At 70.4% G+C, this 19,099-nt stretch carries 19 protein-coding genes; 10 read left to right on the top strand and 9 right to left on the bottom strand.

Going from position 1 to position 19,099, the window contains the following annotated elements:
• The first annotated feature begins 78 nt into the window (after positions 1-78).
• On the top strand, positions 79-1,227 hold the full coding sequence (gene ftsZ, locus BM272_RS06245; RefSeq protein ID WP_093427914.1) for a cell division protein FtsZ: 1,149 nt from the start codon (positions 79-81) through the stop codon (positions 1,225-1,227).
• A gap of 95 nt (positions 1,228-1,322) precedes the next feature.
• Positions 1,323-2,246 (top strand): UDP-3-O-acyl-N-acetylglucosamine deacetylase, encoded by a 924-nt coding sequence (gene lpxC / locus BM272_RS06240; RefSeq protein WP_093427913.1) that lies wholly within the window; start codon positions 1,323-1,325, stop codon positions 2,244-2,246.
• A 19-nt stretch (positions 2,247-2,265) separates the two neighbouring features.
• Here the strand turns inward: lpxC and BM272_RS06235 are convergent, their stop codons facing one another.
• Complete coding sequence (locus tag BM272_RS06235) at positions 2,266-2,679, bottom strand: DUF721 domain-containing protein (RefSeq protein ID WP_093427912.1); 414 nt, start codon at positions 2,677-2,679, stop codon at positions 2,266-2,268.
• Between the two features lie 80 nt (positions 2,680-2,759).
• Here BM272_RS06235 and BM272_RS06230 point away from each other — a divergent pair, with 80 nt between their 5' ends.
• From BM272_RS06230 to BM272_RS06210, 5 genes are all read left to right on the top strand, one after another.
• Entirely contained in the window at positions 2,760-3,689 is a 930-nt protein-coding gene (locus BM272_RS06230) for a M23 family metallopeptidase (protein ID WP_093427911.1), read from the top strand.
• 99 nt (positions 3,690-3,788) lie between these two features.
• Positions 3,789-6,548: a preprotein translocase subunit SecA gene (gene secA, locus BM272_RS06225; RefSeq protein WP_093427910.1), complete on the top strand. Its 2,760-nt coding sequence runs from the start codon at positions 3,789-3,791 to the stop codon at positions 6,546-6,548.
• Between the two features lie 2 nt (positions 6,549-6,550).
• Positions 6,551-7,768, top strand: a complete 1,218-nt coding sequence (gene argJ, locus BM272_RS06220; RefSeq protein ID WP_093427909.1) for a bifunctional glutamate N-acetyltransferase/amino-acid acetyltransferase ArgJ — start codon at positions 6,551-6,553, stop codon at positions 7,766-7,768.
• A gap of 7 nt (positions 7,769-7,775) precedes the next feature.
• A complete protein-coding gene (locus BM272_RS06215) occupies positions 7,776-8,720 on the top strand; it encodes a Nudix family hydrolase (protein WP_093427908.1) in 945 nt (314 codons plus the stop codon).
• The gene (locus BM272_RS06210; RefSeq protein WP_093427907.1) at positions 8,717-9,169 is read left to right on the top strand and encodes a hypothetical protein; all 453 of its coding nucleotides are present in this window, start codon (positions 8,717-8,719) and stop codon (positions 9,167-9,169) included. The genes BM272_RS06215 and BM272_RS06210 overlap by 4 nt, the downstream gene beginning before the upstream one ends.
• Before the next feature lie 15 nt (positions 9,170-9,184).
• Here BM272_RS06210 and yacG read toward each other — a convergent pair whose 3' ends face one another.
• The 8 genes from yacG to BM272_RS06170 form a co-directional block, all read right to left on the bottom strand.
• The gene (gene yacG / locus BM272_RS06205; protein ID WP_093427906.1) at positions 9,185-9,385 is read right to left on the bottom strand and encodes a DNA gyrase inhibitor YacG; all 201 of its coding nucleotides are present in this window, start codon (positions 9,383-9,385) and stop codon (positions 9,185-9,187) included.
• Position 9,386: 1 nt separating this feature from the next.
• On the bottom strand, positions 9,387-10,010 hold the full coding sequence (gene coaE / locus BM272_RS06200; RefSeq protein ID WP_093427905.1) for a dephospho-CoA kinase: 624 nt from the start codon (positions 10,008-10,010) through the stop codon (positions 9,387-9,389).
• Positions 10,011-10,051: 41 nt separating this feature from the next.
• Positions 10,052-10,894 carry a prepilin peptidase gene (locus BM272_RS06195; RefSeq protein ID WP_093427904.1) on the bottom strand — a complete coding sequence of 281 codons (843 nt, stop codon included), beginning with the start codon at positions 10,892-10,894 and terminating at the stop codon, positions 10,052-10,054.
• A gap of 31 nt (positions 10,895-10,925) precedes the next feature.
• Entirely contained in the window at positions 10,926-12,128 is a 1,203-nt protein-coding gene (locus tag BM272_RS06190; RefSeq protein WP_093427903.1) for a type II secretion system F family protein, read from the bottom strand.
• A gap of 3 nt (positions 12,129-12,131) precedes the next feature.
• Positions 12,132-13,835: a type IV-A pilus assembly ATPase PilB gene (gene pilB / locus BM272_RS06185; protein ID WP_093427902.1), complete on the bottom strand. Its 1,704-nt coding sequence runs from the start codon at positions 13,833-13,835 to the stop codon at positions 12,132-12,134.
• On the bottom strand, positions 13,832-14,209 hold the full coding sequence (locus BM272_RS06180; protein ID WP_093427901.1) for a type IV pilin protein: 378 nt from the start codon (positions 14,207-14,209) through the stop codon (positions 13,832-13,834). The genes pilB and BM272_RS06180 overlap by 4 nt, the downstream gene beginning before the upstream one ends.
• 6 nt (positions 14,210-14,215) lie before the next feature.
• The gene (locus BM272_RS14175; RefSeq protein ID WP_093427900.1) at positions 14,216-14,671 is read right to left on the bottom strand and encodes a prepilin-type N-terminal cleavage/methylation domain-containing protein; all 456 of its coding nucleotides are present in this window, start codon (positions 14,669-14,671) and stop codon (positions 14,216-14,218) included.
• 165 nt (positions 14,672-14,836) lie between these two features.
• A complete protein-coding gene (locus tag BM272_RS06170) occupies positions 14,837-15,127 on the bottom strand; it encodes a PP0621 family protein (RefSeq protein WP_093427899.1) in 291 nt (96 codons plus the stop codon).
• Positions 15,128-15,413: 286 nt separating this feature from the next.
• Here BM272_RS06170 and sucC point away from each other — a divergent pair, with 286 nt between their 5' ends.
• Genes sucC through BM272_RS06155 form a run of 3 tightly spaced genes read left to right on the top strand, consistent with a single transcriptional unit; the run spans position 15,414 to position 19,095 of the window.
• On the top strand, positions 15,414-16,580 hold the full coding sequence (gene sucC / locus BM272_RS06165) for an ADP-forming succinate--CoA ligase subunit beta (protein WP_093427898.1): 1,167 nt from the start codon (positions 15,414-15,416) through the stop codon (positions 16,578-16,580).
• Positions 16,580-17,461: a succinate--CoA ligase subunit alpha gene (gene sucD, locus BM272_RS06160; RefSeq protein WP_093427897.1), complete on the top strand. Its 882-nt coding sequence runs from the start codon at positions 16,580-16,582 to the stop codon at positions 17,459-17,461. The genes sucC and sucD overlap by 1 nt, the downstream gene beginning before the upstream one ends.
• A complete protein-coding gene (locus BM272_RS06155) occupies positions 17,458-19,095 on the top strand; it encodes an NAD+ synthase (RefSeq protein ID WP_093427896.1) in 1,638 nt (545 codons plus the stop codon). The genes sucD and BM272_RS06155 overlap by 4 nt, the downstream gene beginning before the upstream one ends.
• The last annotated feature ends 4 nt before the right edge of the window (positions 19,096-19,099 follow it).

The raw sequence follows: 19,099 nt of genomic DNA, 5'->3' as shown, positions 1-19,099 counted from the left end.
TTCAGGACAGCGACGCGACAAGGGGAGCGGGCACCCGCCCGCAGGCCAGGACGGATTACGACCAAGGGGTAACAAGCGATGTTCGAACTGATGGATTCCTATACACCGAATGCGGTGATCAAGGTGCTCGGCGTTGGCGGCGGCGGCGGCAATGCGGTCGAGCACATGGTGGAGCAGAACCTGGATGGCGTGGACTTCATCTGCGCCAATACCGACGCCCAGGCGCTGAAGAAGTCGTCGGCGCGTTCGGTACTGCAGCTGGGTAACGGGGTGACCAAGGGCCTCGGCGCCGGGGCCGACCCGGAGATCGGCCGGCAGGCTGCCCTGGAGGACAAGGACCGCATCGTCGAGAGCATCGAGGGTGCCGACATGCTCTTCGTCACCGCCGGTATGGGCGGCGGCACGGGGACCGGCGGTGCGCCGGTGGTGGCCCAGATCGCCCGGGAGATGGGCATCCTCACCGTGGCCGTGGTGACCCGGCCCTTCCCCTTCGAGGGGGGCAAGCGGACCTCCGTGGCCGACGAGGGGATCCAGCAGCTGGGCGAGTACGTCGACTCCCTCATCACCATCCCCAACGAGAAGCTGATCTCGGTGATGGGCAAGAACACCAGCCTGCTGGACGCCTTCAAGGCGGCCAACAACGTCCTCTACGGGGCGGTGCAGGGTATCGCCGAACTCATCACCCGGCCCGGGCTCATCAACGTCGACTTCGCCGACGTGCGCGCGGTGATGTCGGAGATGGGCATGGCCATGATGGGCAGCGGCAGCGGGACCGGCGAGGGCCGGGCGCGTACCGCGGCCGAGTCGGCCGTCTCCAGCCCGCTGCTGGAGGATGTGGACCTGGCCGGCGCCCGCGGCGTTCTGGTCAACGTCACCGCTGGCCCGGACATGAGTATCGGCGAGTTCGGCGAGGTGGGTGACACGGTCCGCGAGTTCGCCGACGCCAATGCCAATGTGGTCGTGGGTACGGCCATCGACATGGACATGGAGAACGAGATGCGCGTCACCGTGGTGGCCACCGGCATCGGGCGGTCTCCGGAGCCGGAGAAGACCGTGGAGATGCCCAAGCGCAAGGCCTCCGGCGACATGGATTACCACGAGCTCGACCGCCCCACGGTGATCCGCAACAAGGCCGCCGGGGACGGCACCACCGGGCAGGGCAACCAGGGCGACGACGAGTACAACTACCTGGATATCCCGGCCTTCCTGCGGCGCCAGGCGGATTGACATCACGTGGTCAATGGGATTGAGACTGTGGTACGATTGGTCAATCGTTCCCGAACAGGGATCTCCAGACGCCAGACGAGGTGAAAACCGGCTCGATGATCAAGCAGCGCACCCTGAGACAAGCGATCAAGGCCACCGGTGTCGGTCTCCACACCGGTGAGAAGATCTACCTGACCCTGCGCCCGGCGCCGGTCAATTCCGGGATCCTGTTCCGGCGCGTGGATCTGGACGAGCCGGTGACCATCCCGGCGCGGGCAGAGAACGTGGGGGATACCACGCTCTCCACGGCGCTGGTCAAGGACGGGGTGCGCATCTCCACCGTCGAGCACCTCCTCTCGGCCCTGGCCGGGCTGGGGATCGACAACGCCATCATCGACGTCAGCGCCGCCGAGGTGCCGATCATGGATGGCAGTGCCGGGCCCTTCGTCTTCCTCATCCAGTCGGCCGGCATCGAGGAGCAGTCGGCGGCCAAGCGCTTCGTGCGCATCCGCAAGCCGGTGGCGGTGGAAGAGGACGGCAAGTGGGCCCGCTTCGAGCCCTTCGACGGCTTCAAGGTGGGCTTTCGCATCGATTTCGAGCACCCCGCCATTCAGGACTGCGGCCAGAATGCGGAGGTGGACTTCTCCACCACCTCCTTCGTCAAGGAGGTTTCCCGGGCGCGGACCTTCGGCTTCATGAACGATATCGAGCACCTGCAGGCGAACAATCTCGCCCTCGGCGGCAGCCTCGACAACGCCATCGTCCTGGACGACTACCGCATCCTCAACGAGGACGGCCTGCGCTACCAGGACGAGTTCGTGAAGCACAAGGTCCTCGACGCCATCGGTGATCTCTACCTTCTGGGCCACAGCCTCATCGGCGCCTACGAGGGCTTCAAGTCCGGTCACGCCCTGAACAACCGCCTGCTCCGTGCGCTGATCGCGGACCCCGAGGCGTGGGAGGAGGTGACCTTCGAGAAGGGCACCGCGCCCATCGCCTATGCCCATCCGGCCGCCGATGCCGAGGGCGCGCCGGCCTAGGAGGGCCTGAAGACCGGTCTCATTCCGTCCGGGCGTGGCGCGCGAGACGGCGCAGGGCGGAGGCCAGTCCGGGCTCGCAGTGGTCGGCAAGCTGTTTCAGGGTCCGGCCCGCGAATTCGGGGGGTGGCCGGCGCGGGGTGCTACGGGGCGACGGCTCGCTCTCGGGCGTGACGACCCGGATCTGCAGGTCCGAGACGCCCTCGCCGAGGGCATCGAGGATGGTGGCACGGAGGTAGCGCAGCCGTTCGGCCCAGGCGGCGGAGTCCGCGTGGAGGATGGCGCAACCCCCGCGGAGGTTGGCCAGGCGGACGTGTGGCGCCGCCGCCTCCGGTAGCGCGGCCCGGAGGATGCCATCGGCGTGGGCCAGGCGCCGGGCGCGGTCGGTAACCCCGTCGCCGGGGAACAGGTCATCAAGCGGCTTCGGTTGTCGCATTTTGTGAAACGTGTCCTGGTGGCATGGCCCGATCACCAGCACGATACTAACCGAGAACCGCCAATCAAGGGATTCCGGCCATGAATATCATCATCCACTCCCCCAGGCTCAACGGAGGCCGCCACCTGACCCTCCACCATCGGGGGGCGGCCGTCGCCCTGTTCGCGTCCCTCTTCCTCCTGCCGGTAACCGCCGTGGTGCTTGGGTTCGTCGCCGGGGAGCGCTACGTCTCCATGAATCCGTCGGAGCTGGAGCAGCAGTACCAGGAGCGGCTGGCCGAGCAGGAGGCCCGAGTGGAGGAGGCCCGCCAGGAGGCCCGGAATAACTTGGATGCCCTGGCGATGAAGCTGGGCGAGATGCAGGCCCAGATGATCCGGCTCAACGCGCTGGGCGAGCGACTCACCCAGATGGCCGACCTGGATGGCGGTGAGTTCCAGTTCGGCAAGGTCCCCGGCCAGGGCGGCCCCGAGTCGTCGGAGGAGGCCCGGCCGGTGGCGAAGCCCGACTTCATGAAGGCCCTGGGGGACCTGTCGCAGCAACTGGATAGCCGCTCCCGCCAGCTCTCCGTGCTGGAGGGGATGATGATGAACCGCAATCTCCAGGACGAGGTCCTCCCCGCCGGCCGGCCCATCCGCAAGGGGTGGCGCTCCTCCCACTACGGCATGCGCACCGATCCCTTCAACGGCAACCGGGAATTCCACAAGGGCATGGATTTCGCCGGGCGCGAGGGGAGCGATGTCATCGCCACCGCCTCCGGTGTGGTTACCTGGGCCGGCAGCCGCTGGGGCTACGGCAATCTGGTGGAGATCAACCACGGAAACGGGGTAATCACCCGCTACGGCCACAATGCCGAGATCCTGGTCGAGGTGGGCGATACGGTGGAGCAGGGCGAGGCCATCGCCCTCATGGGATCCACCGGACGCTCCACCGGCCCCCACGTCCACTTCGAGGTCTGGGAGGACGGGGACACCGTCGATCCGGCCAGCTACATCCGGCGGGCCAACCGCTGAATCCTCCCGGGGCGCTTCCGCGCCCCTCTGCACCCCTGCCGCACAACCCTGCCATAGGGTAAGATGGTCAAGTCTTCTTGCGGCAGATGCGACGGTTACATGTTCGCTTCACTCGTCAATCGGGTACTCGGCAGTCGAAACGATCGGTTCATCAAGCGCCTGCGGCGCGAGGTGGAGCGGATCAACGAGCTGGAGTCGGAATACCAGGCCCTGGATGATGCCGCGCTGGCGGCGAAGACCGATGAATTCCGGCGGCGCATGGCCGACGGGGCCGGGACCGAGGAGCTGCGAGCGGAGGCCTTCGCGGCCGTCCGCGAGGCGGCGCGCCGGACGTTGGGTCAGCGCCACTTCGATGTCCAGCTCATCGGCGGCATGGTGCTGGACAGTGGCCGCATCGCCGAGATGCGGACCGGCGAGGGCAAGACCCTCGTCGCGACCCTGCCGGCCTACCTCAACGCCCTGAAGGGCGAGGGCGTCCACATCGTTACCGTCAACGATTACCTCGCCTCTCGCGACGCCGACTGGATGCGGCCGGTCTACGAATTTCTGGGAATGGCCGTGGGGAGCATCCACTCGGGTCAGAGCCCCCAGGACAAGCGCGACGCCTACGCCGCGGATATCACCTACGGCACCAACAACGAGTTCGGCTTCGACTACCTGCGCGACAACATGGCCTTCTCCCGGGAGGAGCGGGTCCAGCGCGGGCTCCACTACGCCATCGTCGACGAGGTGGACTCCATCCTCATCGACGAGGCGCGCACCCCCCTCATCATCTCCGGCCCGGCGGAGGGCGATCCCGGTCTCTACCAGCGCATCGACGCCCTGATCCCCTACCTGGAGCCCCAGGAGGTGGATCCGGACGAGATGGAAGGGGACGAAGAAGCCACCGGCGACTACTTCGTGGACGAGAAGGCACGCCAGGTCCACCTCACCGAGGTCGGCCACGAGAAGATCGAGCGCCTGCTCACCGAGGCCGGGTTGCTGGGCGAGGGGCAGAGCCTCTACGACGCCGCCAACATCGCCCTGATGCACCACGTCAATGCGGCGCTGCGCGCGCGGGCGCTCTTCCAGCGGGACGTGGACTACGTGGTGACCGAGGACGATCAGATCGTCATCGTCGACGAGTTCACCGGCCGTACCATGCCGGGCCGGCGCTGGTCGGAGGGGCTCCACCAGGCGGTGGAGGCCAAGGAGGGGGTGGCCATCCAGCAGGAGAACCAGACCCTGGCCTCCATCACCTTCCAGAACTTCTTCCGGATGTACGACCAGCTGGCCGGCATGACCGGCACGGCGGATACCGAGGCCTACGAGTTCCAGCAGATCTACGGGCTCGAGGTGGTGGTCATCCCCACCCACAAGCCGGTGGCGCGCCAGGATCTCGGCGACCTGGTCTACCTGACCCAGGCCGAGAAGTACGACGCCGTGGTCGCCGAGATCCGGGACTGCGTGGAGCGTGGCCAGCCCGTCCTGGTGGGTACGGCCTCCATCGACGTCTCCGAGATCCTGGACCGCAAGCTCAAGGAGGCCGGGATCGCCCACAATGTGCTCAACGCCAAGCAGCACGAGCGCGAGGCGGAGATCATCGCCCAGGCCGGTCGCCCGGGGGCGGTGACCATCGCCACCAACATGGCCGGCCGCGGGACCGACATCGTCCTAGGCGGCAACCTGGAAGCGGAGCTGGCCGAACTGGGCGAGGAGGCCGGCGAGGCCGAACGCGAGCGGGTGCGCGCCGACTGGCAGCAGCGCCACGACCAGGTCATCGAGGCCGGCGGCCTGCACATCATCGGCACCGAGCGCCACGAATCGCGGCGGGTGGACAACCAGCTGCGCGGGCGCTCCGGCCGCCAGGGCGATCCCGGCTCCAGCCGCTTCTTCCTCTCCCTGGAAGACAGCCTCATGCGCATCTTCGCCTCCCAGCGGGTCAGCGGCATGATGCAGAAGCTCGGGATGAAGGAGGGCGAGGCCATCGAGCACCCCTGGGTGAGCCGCGCCATCGAGAATGCCCAGCGCAAGGTGGAGGGGCGCAACTTCGACATCCGCAAGCAGCTGCTGGAATACGACGACGTCGCCAACGAGCAGCGCAAGGTGATCTACGAGCAGCGCGACGAGCTCATGAGCTCCGAGGACATCTCGGAGACCATCGAGGGAATCCGGGCCGAGGTCATCAACGCCACCATCGATACCTACATCCCGCCGGAGAGTATCGACGAGATGTGGGACGTCCCCGGCCTGGAGCGCGCCCTGGCCGACGAGTACGCCCTGGAGCTGCCGCTGCAGCAGTGGCTGGCCGAGGACGACCAGCTGGACGAGGAGGGGCTGCGTCAGCGTATTGTCGAGGAGGCGGAGGCCGCCTACCGCGACAAGGAGGCCCGCGCGGGTGCCCAGGTGCTGCGCCAGTTCGAGAAGGCGGCCATGCTCCAGGTGCTCGATACCGCCTGGAAGGAGCACCTGGCGGCCATGGACTACCTGCGCCAGGGGATCCACCTGCGCGGCTACGCCCATCGCAATCCCACCCAGGAATTCAAGAAGGAGGCTTTCACCCTCTTCAATCAGATGCTCGACCGCATCAAGCACGACACCATTACCACGCTCTCGCGGGTGCAGGTGCAGGCGGAAGAGGATGTGGAGGCGGTGGAGGCCCAGCGCCGCGCGGAGACGCCCGCCGGCGAGATGGCCTACCAGCACGCCGAGGCCTCCGCCATGGCCGCCCCCGAGGAGGAGGCCGAGCCGGCCGCCGCGCAGGATGAGGAGGCGCCGGAGCAGCCCTTCGTGCGCTCCGGCCGCAAGGTGGGGCGGAACGAGCCCTGCCCCTGCGGCTCCGGCCGCAAGTACAAGCACTGCCACGGGCGGGTGAAATAGCCATGGCCGTGGGGCTGAACGAGCCGCCCGTGCTGCGGCCGGTCCCCGGCGTTCGGCTGGGTGTGGTGGCCGCCGGGCTGCGCAAGCCCGGTCGGCCGGACCTGGTGCTCATGTCCCTGGCCGCCGGCAGCCGGGCGGTTGCGGTCTTTACCCGCAATGCCTTCCGCGCGGCCCCCGTGCGCGTGGCCGAGGCCCATCTGCAGGCCGCCACGCCTCGCTATCTCGTCATCAACACCGGCTTCGCCAACGCGGGCACCGGCGAGCAGGGTCAGCGCGATGCCGAGGCGAGCTGCCGCGAGGTCGCCGACCTCGGCGGTTGCAGCCCCGAGGCGGTGCTCCCCTTCTCCACCGGCGTCATCGGCGAGCCCCTGCCCATGGATCGGCTCATCCCCGGGATCGCCGATGCCTTCCAGTGCCTGGAGGTAGAGGGCTGGGCCGCGGCGGCGGATGCCATCCGCACCACGGATACCGTCGCCAAGGGCTACTCCGAGGTCATCGAGGAGCTGGACGGGGCGATCCTCACCGGGATCACCAAGGGATCCGGGATGATCCGCCCGGACATGGCCACCATGCTCGCCTTCCTGGCCACCGACCTGCCGGCCACCGAGCCGGTGCTGGACGCCGCCCTGCGTCGGGCCGTGGACGGCAGCTTCAATCGCATCACCGTGGATGGCGACACCTCCACCAATGATGCCGCCGTGCTGGTGAGTACCCACACCGGTCACAGTGCGCCGCTCAAGTCCACCGACGACCCGCGCTTTCCCGCCTTTGCGGCCGCGGTGGAACGGGCCTGTACCGCCCTGGCCCAGGCCATCGTCCGGGACGCCGAGGGCGCGACCCGCTTCGTCACCCTCCACGTGAGCGGCGGCCGGGACGAGGCCGAGTGTGAGCAGGTGGCTTTTACCATCGCCCACTCGCCCCTGGTAAAGACGGCGCTCTTCGCCGGCGACCCCAACTGGGGCCGGATCCTCGCCGCGGTGGGGCGTGCCGGCATCGACGGCCTGGACCTGACCGGGGTGACCATCCATCTGGGCGAGGTCTGCATCGTCCGTGGCGGCGAGCCCGCCGTCGACTACACCGAGGAGCAGGGCGCCGCGGTGATGGCCGAGTCGGAGGTGACCATCCACGTGGCGCTGGGACGGGGTGATGCCGAGGCCACCGTCTGGACCTCCGATCTCTCCTACGACTATGTCCGCATCAACGCCGAGTACCGCAGCTGAGGCGGTGATGGGAGCCGGCAACGAGCCGGCGGTCGCCATCGGCGTGATCGTCGCCGCTGACGGCCGGGTCCTCATCGATCAGCGTCCGCCGGAGGTCATCGGCGGCGGCCTGTGGGAGTTTCCCGGCGGCAAGGTGGAGGCCGGGGAGAGCCCGGAGACCGCCCTGTCCCGGGAGCTGGCCGAAGAGGTGGGGATCACCCCCACCGTCGCCGAACCCCTGATCACGCTCCCCCCCGTGGACGACGGGCCGCGTCTCCACATCTGGCGAGTGACTGCCTGGGACGGTGAGATCACCTCCCGGGAGGGGCAGCCGCTGCGCTGGGTCACCGCCGGAGAACTCCCCGACTACCCCATGCCCGCGGCCAATGCCGCCGTGATCACCAGCCTTCGCCTGCCCGATGAACTGGCCATCAGCCCGGAGCCGGGGGCGGGACTGGAGACCTTTCTGGAGGGGCTGGCCGCCACGGCTGCCGCCACCGGCCTGGTCCAGTTGCGCGCCCCGGGTCTGGACCAGGCCGCCTACGCCGTGCTGGCGGAGGCGGCGGTGGCCCGGGTGGCGGCGGTGGGCGGGCGCCTGCTGCTCAATGCCGAGCCGGAGCTGGCCCGCGAGGTCGGGGCCGCCGGGGTCCACCTGAACAGCCGCCGGCTGGCCCGGATGGAGGAGCGCCCGGCCAACCTGGCGTGGGTGGGGGCCTCCTGCCACTCGGCTGCCGACCTGGCGCGAGCGGAGGAAGTGGGCGCCGACTTCGCCCTCCTGAGCCCCGTGGCACCGACGGCCAGCCATCCGGGGACGGAGCCCCTGGGGTGGGCCGGATTCGGGCGCCTGGTGGCCGGGGCGCGGTTGCCGGTCTACGCCCTGGGCGGCGTCGGTCCCGGCGATCGGGCCGCCGCGGTAGCGGCCGGGGCCCGGGGCTTGGCCGGGATCCGGGCCTTCTGGCAGGGGGCGGCATGAACCGCAATCTCGTGGCCGCTGCCCTCCTGGGTCTCGCCCTGGGGTCCGCCTATGCCTGGCTCTCGAGCCGGGCCCCGGACCCGCTGGCCGCCGATGTTGTCGCCGAGGAGTGCCGGCCTACCGGGAACCCCTGCACCCTGGCCGCCGACGGCGGCGAGGTGACCCTGACCCTGCCCGCGACCCTCCGGACCCTGCAGGCCTTCGACCTGGAGGCAGAGACGACCGGTTTTCGCGAGGTCTCCCGGGTCATGGTCCGCTTCGACATGACCGGCATGGAGATGGGGGAGAATCGTTACCCCCTGGAGGCGGAGGGCGAGGACAGCTGGTCCACGGAGGCAATGCTGCCGGTCTGCACGGCCGATCGTGTGGACTGGTTCGCCGAGGTCACGGTCCACCACGCGGCGGGGATGACCCGCTTTGCCTTCCCCTTCGAGGTGGGTGAGCGCTGACCCGGCGCCCGGGGCTCAGTAGGCCTCGGGGTCGTCGTCCGGTGGCGGGGGCGCCGGCTCACCGGCGATGCGATGCTCCTCGTCGGCCCAGGCGCCCAGGTCCACCAGCCGGCAGCGCTCACTGCAGAAGGGGCGCCAGGGATTCTCCGTGCTGTAGACCACCGGCTTGCGGCAGGTGGGGCAGGGCACGGTGGGCCCCGTCTCGTTCTCGCTCATCTCAGTCTTCCTCCCCGCCGCGGGCGGCCAGGGCGCGGTACTGTGCATCCAGCTGCGTCACCGCCTCGGCCAGGGCGCCGCGATCGTCGTTGCGCAGGATATCATCGGCCACCGCCCGCCGCTCCTCCGGCGTCGCCTGGCTGGCCCGAATGGCCTCCACCTCGGCCGGCTCCGCCCCGTCGCGGCGGGCGGCGCGCTGGACTTGCTCGTCGGGATCGGCCTCCACCACCAGCACCCGGTCCAGCCGGTCGGCCCATCCCTTCTCCACCAGCAGCGGGATGACCTGAAGCACCCAGGGGCCCTCGGCGGCGGCGGTCTGTTCTTCCATCCAGGCGCGGATCCGCGGATGGAGGAGGGCCTCCAGGGCCTCCCGTTCCTCCGGCTCCTGGAAGATCCGTCGACGCAGGGCGGCCCGATCCAGGGAGCCGTCCGCGGCCAGCACGGCCTCACCGAAGCGGGCAACCACCTCGGCCAGCCCCTCGCTGCCGGGGGCCACCACGGCGCGGGCGGCCTCGTCGGCATCCACTACGGGGATCCCGCGCTCGGCGAAGAGGTCGGCCACGGTGGACTTGCCGCTGCCGATCCCGCCGGTGAGGCCTACGGTGAAGGGTCGCTGTTCGTTCATGGCGCGATCCTAGCCGCCGTGGGCGGGCCGGGGAAGCCGGCTCAGAGGGGGGCGCCGTAGAGCCAGCGGGCCAGCTGGTCGCCGTGGAGGACCACGAACCAGCCGCCCAGGGCGAGGAAGGGGCCGAAGGGCAGTGGCTCGTGGCGGTTCCGGCCGCCGGCGGTGAGGAGGAGCCCGATCACGGCGCCGGGGACGGCCGAGGCGATGACCACCAGCGGCAGCGGCTGCCAGCCCACCCAGGCGCCCAGGGCGGCCAGGAGCTTGAGGTCGCCTCCCCCCAGGCCTTCCCGGCCGGCCAGCAGGCGATAGCCGGTGGCCACCAGCCACAGGGCGCTGAAGCCGGCGGCCGCCCCGATGATGGCGGTCGCCGGTGGGGGACCGATACCCAGCGTGGCCAGGAGCAGGCCCGCCCAGAGCAGCCCCAGGGTCGGGCCATCGGGCAGGAGCTGATGGTCCAGGTCGATGAGGGAGAGGGTGAGCAGGGTCCAGCCCAGTCCGGCGTAGGCCAGCGCTTGAGGACCGGGCCCCGCGGCCGCCACGGCCCAGACGGCGAGCCCCGCGGCGGCCAGCTCCACGACCGGGTAGCGGACACTGATGGCGGTGCCGCAGGCCCGGCAGCGGCCGCGCTGGAGCAGCCAGCTCACCACCGGCACGTTCTCCCAGGGGCGCAGCCGATGGCCGCAGGCGGGGCAGTGGGAGGGCGGCCCGAGGAGGCCCGGCGGGGGTTCCTCCGAAGGGGCCTCCAGTCCCAGGTCCTCGCGGCACTCCCGCCGGTACTGGTGCCAGAGCCGGGCCGGCAGGCGCAGGGCGACGACGTTGAGGAAGCTGCCTACCACCAGCCCCAGCAGGGCGGCGAGGGTGATCCAGAGGGTTTCGGTGGACACGGGCGGCTCCGGGCGGCAGGAGGGGACGACTCTAGCCGATGGCCTGGCCCATCTGGAAGACCGGCAGGTACATGGCCACCACCAGGCCACCGATGAGGCCGCCCAGGACCACCATCACGATGGGCTCCATGAGGCTGGAGAGGGTGTCCACGGCATCATTGACCTCCGCCTCGTAGAAATCGGCCACCTTGGAGAGCATGGCGTCCAGGGAGCCGGTCTCCTCGCCGATGGCCACCATCTGGACGACCATGTCGGGGAACAGGCCACTGGCCTCCAGGGCCCGCTGCAAACTCTGGCCCGTGGCCACCTGGTCCCGGATGCGGGTGATGGCATCGGCGTAGACGGGGTTGCCCATGGCCCCGGCCACCGAGTCCATCCCCTCCACCAGGGGGACGCCGGCATTGAAGAGGGTGGCCTGGGTCCGGGCGAAGCGGCCGATGGCCGCCTTGCGCACGATCCCCCCAATAAGGGGCACACGAAGCAGCCAGCTGGCGGCCCGGTGTTGCAGGGCCGGTGAACGGCGGTACCACCACCAGGCGCCGATGGCCATCAGCACCAGGAGGCCGAAGATCGGGAGGCCCCAGGCCTGGGCGAACTCCGAGAGCCCGATCACCCAGCGGGTGATGGTCGGCAGCTCGGCATCGAAGCCGGCAAAGAGCCCCTGGAAGGCGGGCACCACCACCATGAGCATCAGGGCGGTAATGGCCAGGGCCACGGCGAGGACCACCGTGGGATAGGCCAGCGCCTTGCGGACCTTGGACTTGATGGCCTCCAGGCGCTCCCGGGTATCGGCGATCCGCTCCAGGAGTTCGTCGAGCCGGCCGGTCTGCTCGCCCACCGCCACGAGGTTGCAGAAGAGGCTGTCGAAGTGGGCCGGGTGGCGTTCCAGGGCGGATGAGAGGGGCGATCCCCCCTCGATATCCCGCCGCAGCTCGCTGATGAGATGGCGCATGGCCGGGGAGTCGAAGCCCTCGGCAATGATGGCCAGCCCCTGGACCAGGGGGACGCCGGCATTGACCATCACCGAGAGCTGGCGGGCGAAGAGGGCGATGTCCGCGCTCTTGATGCGGCGACCGCCCCGAGCAGGGCGGATCCGTTCTACCTTCAGGCCCTGGCGCTGGAGTTCGGCGCGGGCCCTGTCGGTTCCGCTGGCGCGGATGCGGCCCTGGCGGCGGTTACCGTCGGCATCCCGGCCGCGCCACTGGAAATCCCTCTCCGTTGCCGTCTCGGCCATCGTCTACTCCCGGGTTACCCGTTCCACTTCTTCCAGGCTGGTGATGCCGTCGGCCACCTTGTCCAGCCCGGAGCGGCGCAGATCGCGGATCCCCTCCTGCTCCGCCTGCGCCGCGAGGGCCAGGGCGTCACTGCCCTCCATGATGAGCCGCGCCATATCGTCGGAGACCGGCATGACCTGGAAGATCCCCGCGCGGCCGCGGTAGCCCTCGTTGCAGTGCTCGCAACCCACCGGGCCGAAGGGGCGGACCTCTGCCGCCTCCTCGGGCGGGAAGCCGGCGGCCTCCAGCGCGCTCCGGGGAATCTCCACGGGCTGCTTGCAGTGGTCGCAGAGCCGCCGGGCCAGCCGCTGGGCCATGATAAGGCTGACGCTGGTGGCGATGTTGTAGGTCGGCACCCCCATGTTCACCAGCCGCGCCAGGGTCTGGGGGGCGTCGTTGGTGTGCAGGGTGGAGAGCACCAGGTGGCCGGTCTGGGCCGCCTTGATGCCGATCTCCGCCGTCTCCAGGTCGCGGATCTCGCCGACCATGATGATGTCGGGGTCCTGGCGCAGGAAGGAGCGTAGGGCGGCGGCAAAGTCCAGTCCGGCCCGGGGATTCACGTTCACCTGGTTGACCCCGGGGAGGTTGATCTCCGCCGGGTCCTCGGCAGTGGCGATGTTGCGCCGATCGTCGTTGAGCAGGCCCAGGGCGGTGTAGAGGGACATGGTCTTGCCGCTGCCCGTGGGGCCGGTTACCAGGACCATCCCCTGGGGGCGCTCCAGGGCGGCGAGGAAGGCCGCCTTCTGGTCCTCGTTCATGCCCAGGGAGTCCACGTCCAGGCTGGCGGCCATGGGATCGAGGATGCGCAGCACCACCTTCTCGCCGAAGAGGGTCGGCAGGGTGGAGACGCGGAAGTCCACGGCGCGGTTGCGCGTGATCCGGACCTTCATGCGCCCGTCCTGGGGCAGGCGGCGCTCGGAGATGTCCAGCCGCGCCATCACCTTGAGCCGGGCTGCCAGGCGCGGGGCCTGGGCCACCGGCGGCCGGGTAATGGTTCGCAGGACGCCGTCCAGGCGCACGCGGATGCGGTAGGACTCCTCGAAGGGTTCGAAGTGGATGTCCGAGGCGCCGCGCCGGATGGCGTCCAGGAGGATGCGGTTGATGAAGCGCACCACCGGCGCCTCGTCCACGCCCTCCGCGGCGGGGTCGCTCTCCTCGGTCTCCCCGCCGGTGTCCACCCCGATATTGTCCAGGTCGTCCATCTCCCCGGTATCGTCGGTGCCCTCATCCAGCTCCTGCTCCCGGGCGGTGAGGGCGGCCTCCAGGGCCGGTTCGATCTGGTCGTGGGGGGCGACCACCGCCTCGGCGGTGACCCCGGCCTGGAACTGGAGTTCGTCCAGGCCGTGGAGGATGCCGGGGTCGGCCAGGGCCACGGCCAGGCGTCGGCCGCGCCGGAAGAAGGGGAGGAGGCGGTGGCGGCGCAGGAGATCCGGCTTGAGCCCTTCCAGCGCCTCCGGGAGCGGCTCCACCGCCGTCAGGTCGACCACCGGCAGGCCGAAGGCGCGGCCCGCCGCCTCGGCCACGACCACGGGGTCCACCCCGGCCTCGGTGACCAGGTGGGCCACCCGGGAGCCCTCCGCCGCCTCGGCGGCGCGGGCCGCCTCGGCATCCAGGTGGCCGGCAGCGAGGAGTTCGGCGGTAACCCCCTGGGGTGCGTTGCCGCTCATGAGTCGTCCTGATCGATGATGGTATGACCGTCCTCGTCGGTGACGGTGAGGTCGTAGCAGAGGGCGATGTCGCCGCAGTCACCGGCGGTGACCTGGTAGGTGTGGGTGATCTCCTCCCCCTCCGGTTCCCAGCCCAGGGCCCCGGTCTCCAGGGTCCGGGTACCGTCGGGGTCCCAGCTGCCGGCGACGTAGGTGTTGTTCTGCAGGTAGTAGGACTCCAGGGCCAGCTCCAGGCTGGCGGCGTTCTGCCGGGCCTGGCCCTGGCGGGCGGTGTCCACGTAGCCGGAATAGGTCGGGATGGCGACGGTCGCGACGATCCCGAGGATCGCCACGACGATCATCAGCTCCACCAGGGTGAAGCCGGGGCGGAGCATTGGATGCTACTCGACCGTGATGTCGACGGTTCCGTCAACGCCGGGGTCGGCCCAGTCCTCGTCGAGGGGTGCGCTACCGTCGCCGCCGACACCCACCGTGATGGTATCGCCGTCGAGGTCCCCGTTGATGGAGATTTGGCCTTCGGCCGCGTTGCCCTGGGTGTCGGCAACGAAGGCAGGGTCTTCGTCATCCATGGGGTTGGTCTTTCCGCCCTCATTGAGGGCATCGGCCAGGTTACCGATATCGCCATCGGCGTCGACCCGGCTCTCCCCGCCGGCCGCGACCTTGGATACCTCGTTCTTGATGTAGCGCACTGCGGTGTCCTTGTTGGACTGGACGGCGTTGACGCGGCTCTGCTCGATATAGCCGTTATAGGCCGGGATGGCCACGGCGGCGAGGATGCCGATGATGGCCACGACGATCATCAGTTCGATGAGGGTGAAACCCTGGGACTTGCGCATGCTGACCTCCGGTGTCGGATTATCGTCCGTTTCTGGAAGGCACTGCGCAGGGCGTGGGTAGGAGAGGCCGACGTCCTGTCGCAATGCTCCCTGAGCCGGCCCACGACCGGCTCGCGTGTCCATTTATGGACCAACTGTCGTCGGCGTGCAACCCCCGGGACGCTGTTAGTCGCGGTCCGACTTCTCCCGGTCGGCATCCCGGCATTCGCGGGAGCACCAGGTCCGGCCGTGGGCGCGCAGTTCCCGGCCCACGGGGACATGGGTGCCGCAGTGGTCGCAGCGGATGGTGTCGATCCCCTTCTGACCCGAGCCGGTCCCCTGCCGATCCCGGCGCTGGTCCCGGGTCTGTTTCGGGCGATCGGGGGAGTCGACGGCGCGCCGGGCGCGCCAATTCTTGAACAGCCGCCAGGCGATGGCCACGGCGACGGCGAGGAGGATGAGGCGGATCCCGTTCATGGGGCCATGGTACCGCTTGGGGGCCACGGCCGGAATGGGCCGGTGGCCGTCCGGATTTGGAGGGCGGCTGGCACGGGTCCCGGCTGCCAGGTACGCCGTGAAAACGTCCCTGTCGGCTCGACGGCAGCATCCCTGCTGCCGACGACCTGGCAGCCGGGACCCGTACCATCCGCCGGGCCTCTTCCGGGGCGAGCAGATGACTGTCCGGCCAGGGTGTCGGTCTCGCTTTTCTAACCCCGCCATTTCGGCCAGAATACCGGGCTCTGGAAACGCTCCGAGGGCACCCATGCACCTCCACGAATACCAGGCCAAGCACCTGCTGGCCGACCACGGCATCCCGGTCCCCGCGGGGCTGGTGGCCGCCTCCACCACGGAGGCCGCCGATGCCGCCCGCGATCTGGAAGGGACCGCGTGGATGGTCAAGGCACAGGTCCACGCCGGCGGGCGCGGCCAGGCCGGTGGCGTCCGCCGGGTGGAGAGCGCCGAGGAGGCGGCCGCTGCCGCCAGCGAGCTCCTCGGCAGCCGACTGGTCACCGCCCAGACCGGCCCTGAGGGTCTGCCCGTGGGGCGGGTGCTGGTGGAGGCCACCTCCACCGTGGAGCAGGAGCTCTATCTCGCCGTGCTGGTGGACCGGGAGGCGGAGCGCATCGCCTTCATCGCCTCCGCCACCGGCGGCATGGATATCGAGGCGGTGGCCGCTGAGGACCCCTCGCGGATCCACACCGTCCACATCGACCCGGCCACCGGCCTCATGCCCCACCACGCCCGGGAGCTGGGCTTCGCCCTGGGCCTGGAAGAGGCGCCGCGGGGCGACCTGGCCTCGGTGATGAGCGGCCTCTACGAGGTCTTCACCACCGCCGATTGCTCCCTGGTGGAGATCAATCCCCTGGGCGTGACCCCGGCCGGTGAGCTACTGGCCATGGACGCCAAGGTGGAGCTGGAGGGCAACGCCGCCTACCGCCACCCGGAGCGCCACGGCCTGGACGACCCCGACCAGGGTGACCCGCGGGAGGCGCGCGCCCGGGAGCAGGGCCTCAACTACGTCGCCCTGGACGGGACCATCGGCTGCATGGTCAACGGCGCCGGCCTGGCCATGGCGACCATGGACCTTATCAAGCTCCACGGCGGTGAGCCGGCCAACTTCCTGGACGTGGGCGGCGGTACTACCGCCGAGCGGGTGGCGGAGGCCTTCAAGCTCATCCGCACCGATGACTCGGTGCGCGCCATCCTGGTGAACATCTTCGGCGGCATCGTCCGCTGCGACCTCATCGCCGAGGGGATCCTGGCGGCGGTGGAGGAGGCCGGCGTGGACGTGCCCATCGTGGTCCGCCTGGAGGGGACCAACGCCGAGGCCGGTCGCCGGCTGCTGGCAGAGAGCGGCGTGGAGCTCATTACCGCCGCCGGGCTGGACGAGGCGGCCGCGCGCGTCGTGGCCGCGGGGAGGGGCGACTGATGGCGATCCTCGTAGATGCCGACACCCGGGTCATCTGCCAGGGCTTCACCGGCCGGCAGGGGACCTTCCACTCCGAGCAGGCCATCGCCTACGGCACCAACCTGGTGGGCGGCGTCACCCCCGGCAAGGGGGGGCAGACCCACCTGGACCGGCCGGTCTTCGACACCGTGGGCCAGGCCGTGGCCGCCACCGGCGCCGATGCCACCATGATCTACGTCCCCGCGCCCGGGGCGGCCGACGCCATCATTGAGGCGGCGGATGCCGGGATCCGGACCATCGTCTGCATCACCGAGGGGCTCCCGGTCCAGGACATGGTCCGGGTCAAGGCGGCCCTGCGCGGCCGCGGTTCGGTCCTCATCGGCCCCAACTGCCCCGGCGTCATCACCCCCGGCGCCTGCAAGATCGGGATCATGCCCGGCGCCATCCACAGCCCGGGGCGGGTCGGTATCGTCTCCCGCTCCGGGACGCTCACCTACGAGGCGGTGGCCCAGACTACCGAGGCGGGGCTGGGGCAGAGCACCTGCGTCGGCATCGGCGGCGATCCGGTTCACGGCCTGGACTTCGTCGACTGCCTGGCCCGCTTCGAGGCCGACCCCGAGACCGACGGCATTGTCCTGGTGGGGGAGATCGGCGGCGGCGCCGAGGAGGCCGCCGCGGCCTATATCCGTGACCACGTCACCAAGCCGGTGATCGCCTATATCGCCGGGGTCACCGCACCGCCGGGCAAGCGCATGGGCCATGCCGGCGCCATCGTCGCCGGCGGCCAGGGGCGGGCCGAGGACAAGTTCGCCGCCCTGGAGGCGGCCGGCGTCCGGGTGACCCGCTCCCCGGCGGCCATCGGCGAGACCATGCAGGCGGCGCTGGCCGGGATCGCGACATGAGCGACGGCCTGACCGTTGCTATCGCCCAGCTCGATCCCCTGGTGGGGGATGTCGCCGGCAATGCCGAGGCGGTCATCGCCGCCGCGGCCCGGGCGCGCGAGGAGCTGGACGCCGAACTGCTGCTCTGCCCGGAGCTGGTCCTCTCCGGCTATCCCCCCGACGACCTCCTGCTCCACCCGGAGCTGGAGCGCCAGTGCCGCGCCGCCGTGGAGCGCATCGCCGCGGCGGCCGGGATCGATATCGTCCTCGGGACCCCGTGGCGGGACGAGCGGGGGCTGCACAATGCCGCCCTCCATCTGCGGGACGGCGGCGTGGCGGCCCTGTACGCCAAGCGCGAGCTGCCCAACTACAGCGTCTTCGACGAGAAGCGCTACTTCCGCCCCGGGGAGGCGCCCTGCGTGGTGGAGGTGGCCGGCTGCCGGCTGGGGCTGGTGGTCTGCGAGGATGTCTGGGTCCCCGGTCCGGTGGAATCGGCCGCCGAGGCCGGCGCCGAGGCGGTGCTGGTCCTCAATGCCTCCCCCTTCCACGCCGAACGCGGCGCCGAGCGCGAGGCCAGCGTCGGCGAGCGGGCCGCCGTTGCCGGGGTGCCGCTGCTCTACGCCAACCTGGTGGGCGGGCAGGACGAGCTGGTCTTCGACGGCGCCTCCTTCGCGGTGGATGGCGCCGGGCGGGTGACCCAGCGCGCTCCCGCCTTCGAGAACGGCCTCCACCGGGTCCGCCTGGCGCGCACCGACGAGGGGCTGCAGCCGGAGTCGGGTCCCGCCTCGGCGCCGGCCACCGGCGAGTCGGCCGTCTACCGCGCCCTGGTCCTGGGGGTGAGCGACTACATCGCCAAGAACGGCTTCCCCGGCGCCGTGGTGGGGCTCTCCGGCGGTATCGACTCCGCCCTGACCCTGGCGGTGGCGGTGGATGCCCTGGGTCCGGAGCGGGTGACGGCGGTGATGATGCCCTCACCCTATACCCGCCCCATGAGCCTGGAGGATGCCGCCGCCGAGGCCGAGAGCCTGGGCGTCGAGTACCACACCCTCCCCATCGAGGGGATCCAGGGTGGCTTCCTGGAGGCCCTGGCCGGCCCCTTCGCCGGGACCGAGCCAGGGGTGACCGAGGAGAACATCCAGGCGCGGATCCGGGGGACGCTGCTCATGGCGCTGTCCAACAAGACCGGTCGCATGGTCCTGACCACCGGCAACAAGAGCGAGATGGCGGTGGGCTACGCCACCCTCTACGGCGACATGGCCGGCGGCCTGGCGGTGCTCAAGGACGTCCCCAAGACCACCGTCTACGCCCTGGCCGACTACCGCAACGGGCTCGGCCCGGTCATCCCGCAACGGGTCCTGGACCGGCCGCCCTCGGCGGAGCTGGCCCCGGACCAGGAGGACAGCGACTCCCTGCCCCCCTATCCGGAACTGGACGCCATCCTCGCCCTCTATGTGGAGGCCGACGAGCCGGTGGCGGCCATCATCGAGCGGGGCTACGATGCGGCCACGGTCCATCGCGTGGCGCGGCTGGTGGACCGCAACGAGTACAAGCGGCGGCAGGCGCCGCCGGGGATCCGGGTGAGCCGGCGCGCCTTCGGCCGCGACCGGCGCTACCCCATTACCTCCGGCTGCCGCCACGACGCCCCGGAGGCCTGACCGG

The organism is Thiohalospira halophila DSM 15071 (assembly GCF_900112605.1).
Lineage (GTDB): Bacteria > Pseudomonadota > Gammaproteobacteria > Thiohalospirales > Thiohalospiraceae > Thiohalospira > Thiohalospira halophila.
Note: the sequence above shows the minus strand (reverse complement) of the source record. Positions and strands in the feature narration are given on the sequence as shown.

Coding starts and splice junctions, on each gene's coding strand:
- BM272_RS06210 (WP_093427907.1), top strand. CDS start 8,717: ATGAACCGCAATCTCGTGGCCGCTGCCCTCCTGGGTCTCGCCCTGGGG.
- BM272_RS06180 (WP_093427901.1), bottom strand. CDS start 14,209: ATGCTCCGCCCCGGCTTCACCCTGGTGGAGCTGATGATCGTCGTGGCG.
- sucC (WP_093427898.1), top strand. CDS start 15,414: ATGCACCTCCACGAATACCAGGCCAAGCACCTGCTGGCCGACCACGGC.
- pilB (WP_093427902.1), bottom strand. CDS start 13,835: ATGAGCGGCAACGCACCCCAGGGGGTTACCGCCGAACTCCTCGCTGCC.
- lpxC (WP_093427913.1), top strand. CDS start 1,323: ATGATCAAGCAGCGCACCCTGAGACAAGCGATCAAGGCCACCGGTGTC.
- secA (WP_093427910.1), top strand. CDS start 3,789: ATGTTCGCTTCACTCGTCAATCGGGTACTCGGCAGTCGAAACGATCGG.
- sucD (WP_093427897.1), top strand. CDS start 16,580: ATGGCGATCCTCGTAGATGCCGACACCCGGGTCATCTGCCAGGGCTTC.
- coaE (WP_093427905.1), bottom strand. CDS start 10,010: ATGAACGAACAGCGACCCTTCACCGTAGGCCTCACCGGCGGGATCGGC.
- yacG (WP_093427906.1), bottom strand. CDS start 9,385: ATGAGCGAGAACGAGACGGGGCCCACCGTGCCCTGCCCCACCTGCCGC.
- ftsZ (WP_093427914.1), top strand. CDS start 79: ATGTTCGAACTGATGGATTCCTATACACCGAATGCGGTGATCAAGGTG.
- BM272_RS14175 (WP_093427900.1), bottom strand. CDS start 14,671: ATGCGCAAGTCCCAGGGTTTCACCCTCATCGAACTGATGATCGTCGTG.
- BM272_RS06170 (WP_093427899.1), bottom strand. CDS start 15,127: ATGAACGGGATCCGCCTCATCCTCCTCGCCGTCGCCGTGGCCATCGCC.
- BM272_RS06155 (WP_093427896.1), top strand. CDS start 17,458: ATGAGCGACGGCCTGACCGTTGCTATCGCCCAGCTCGATCCCCTGGTG.
- argJ (WP_093427909.1), top strand. CDS start 6,551: ATGGCCGTGGGGCTGAACGAGCCGCCCGTGCTGCGGCCGGTCCCCGGC.
- BM272_RS06235 (WP_093427912.1), bottom strand. CDS start 2,679: ATGCGACAACCGAAGCCGCTTGATGACCTGTTCCCCGGCGACGGGGTT.
- BM272_RS06190 (WP_093427903.1), bottom strand. CDS start 12,128: ATGGCCGAGACGGCAACGGAGAGGGATTTCCAGTGGCGCGGCCGGGAT.
- BM272_RS06230 (WP_093427911.1), top strand. CDS start 2,760: ATGAATATCATCATCCACTCCCCCAGGCTCAACGGAGGCCGCCACCTG.
- BM272_RS06215 (WP_093427908.1), top strand. CDS start 7,776: ATGGGAGCCGGCAACGAGCCGGCGGTCGCCATCGGCGTGATCGTCGCC.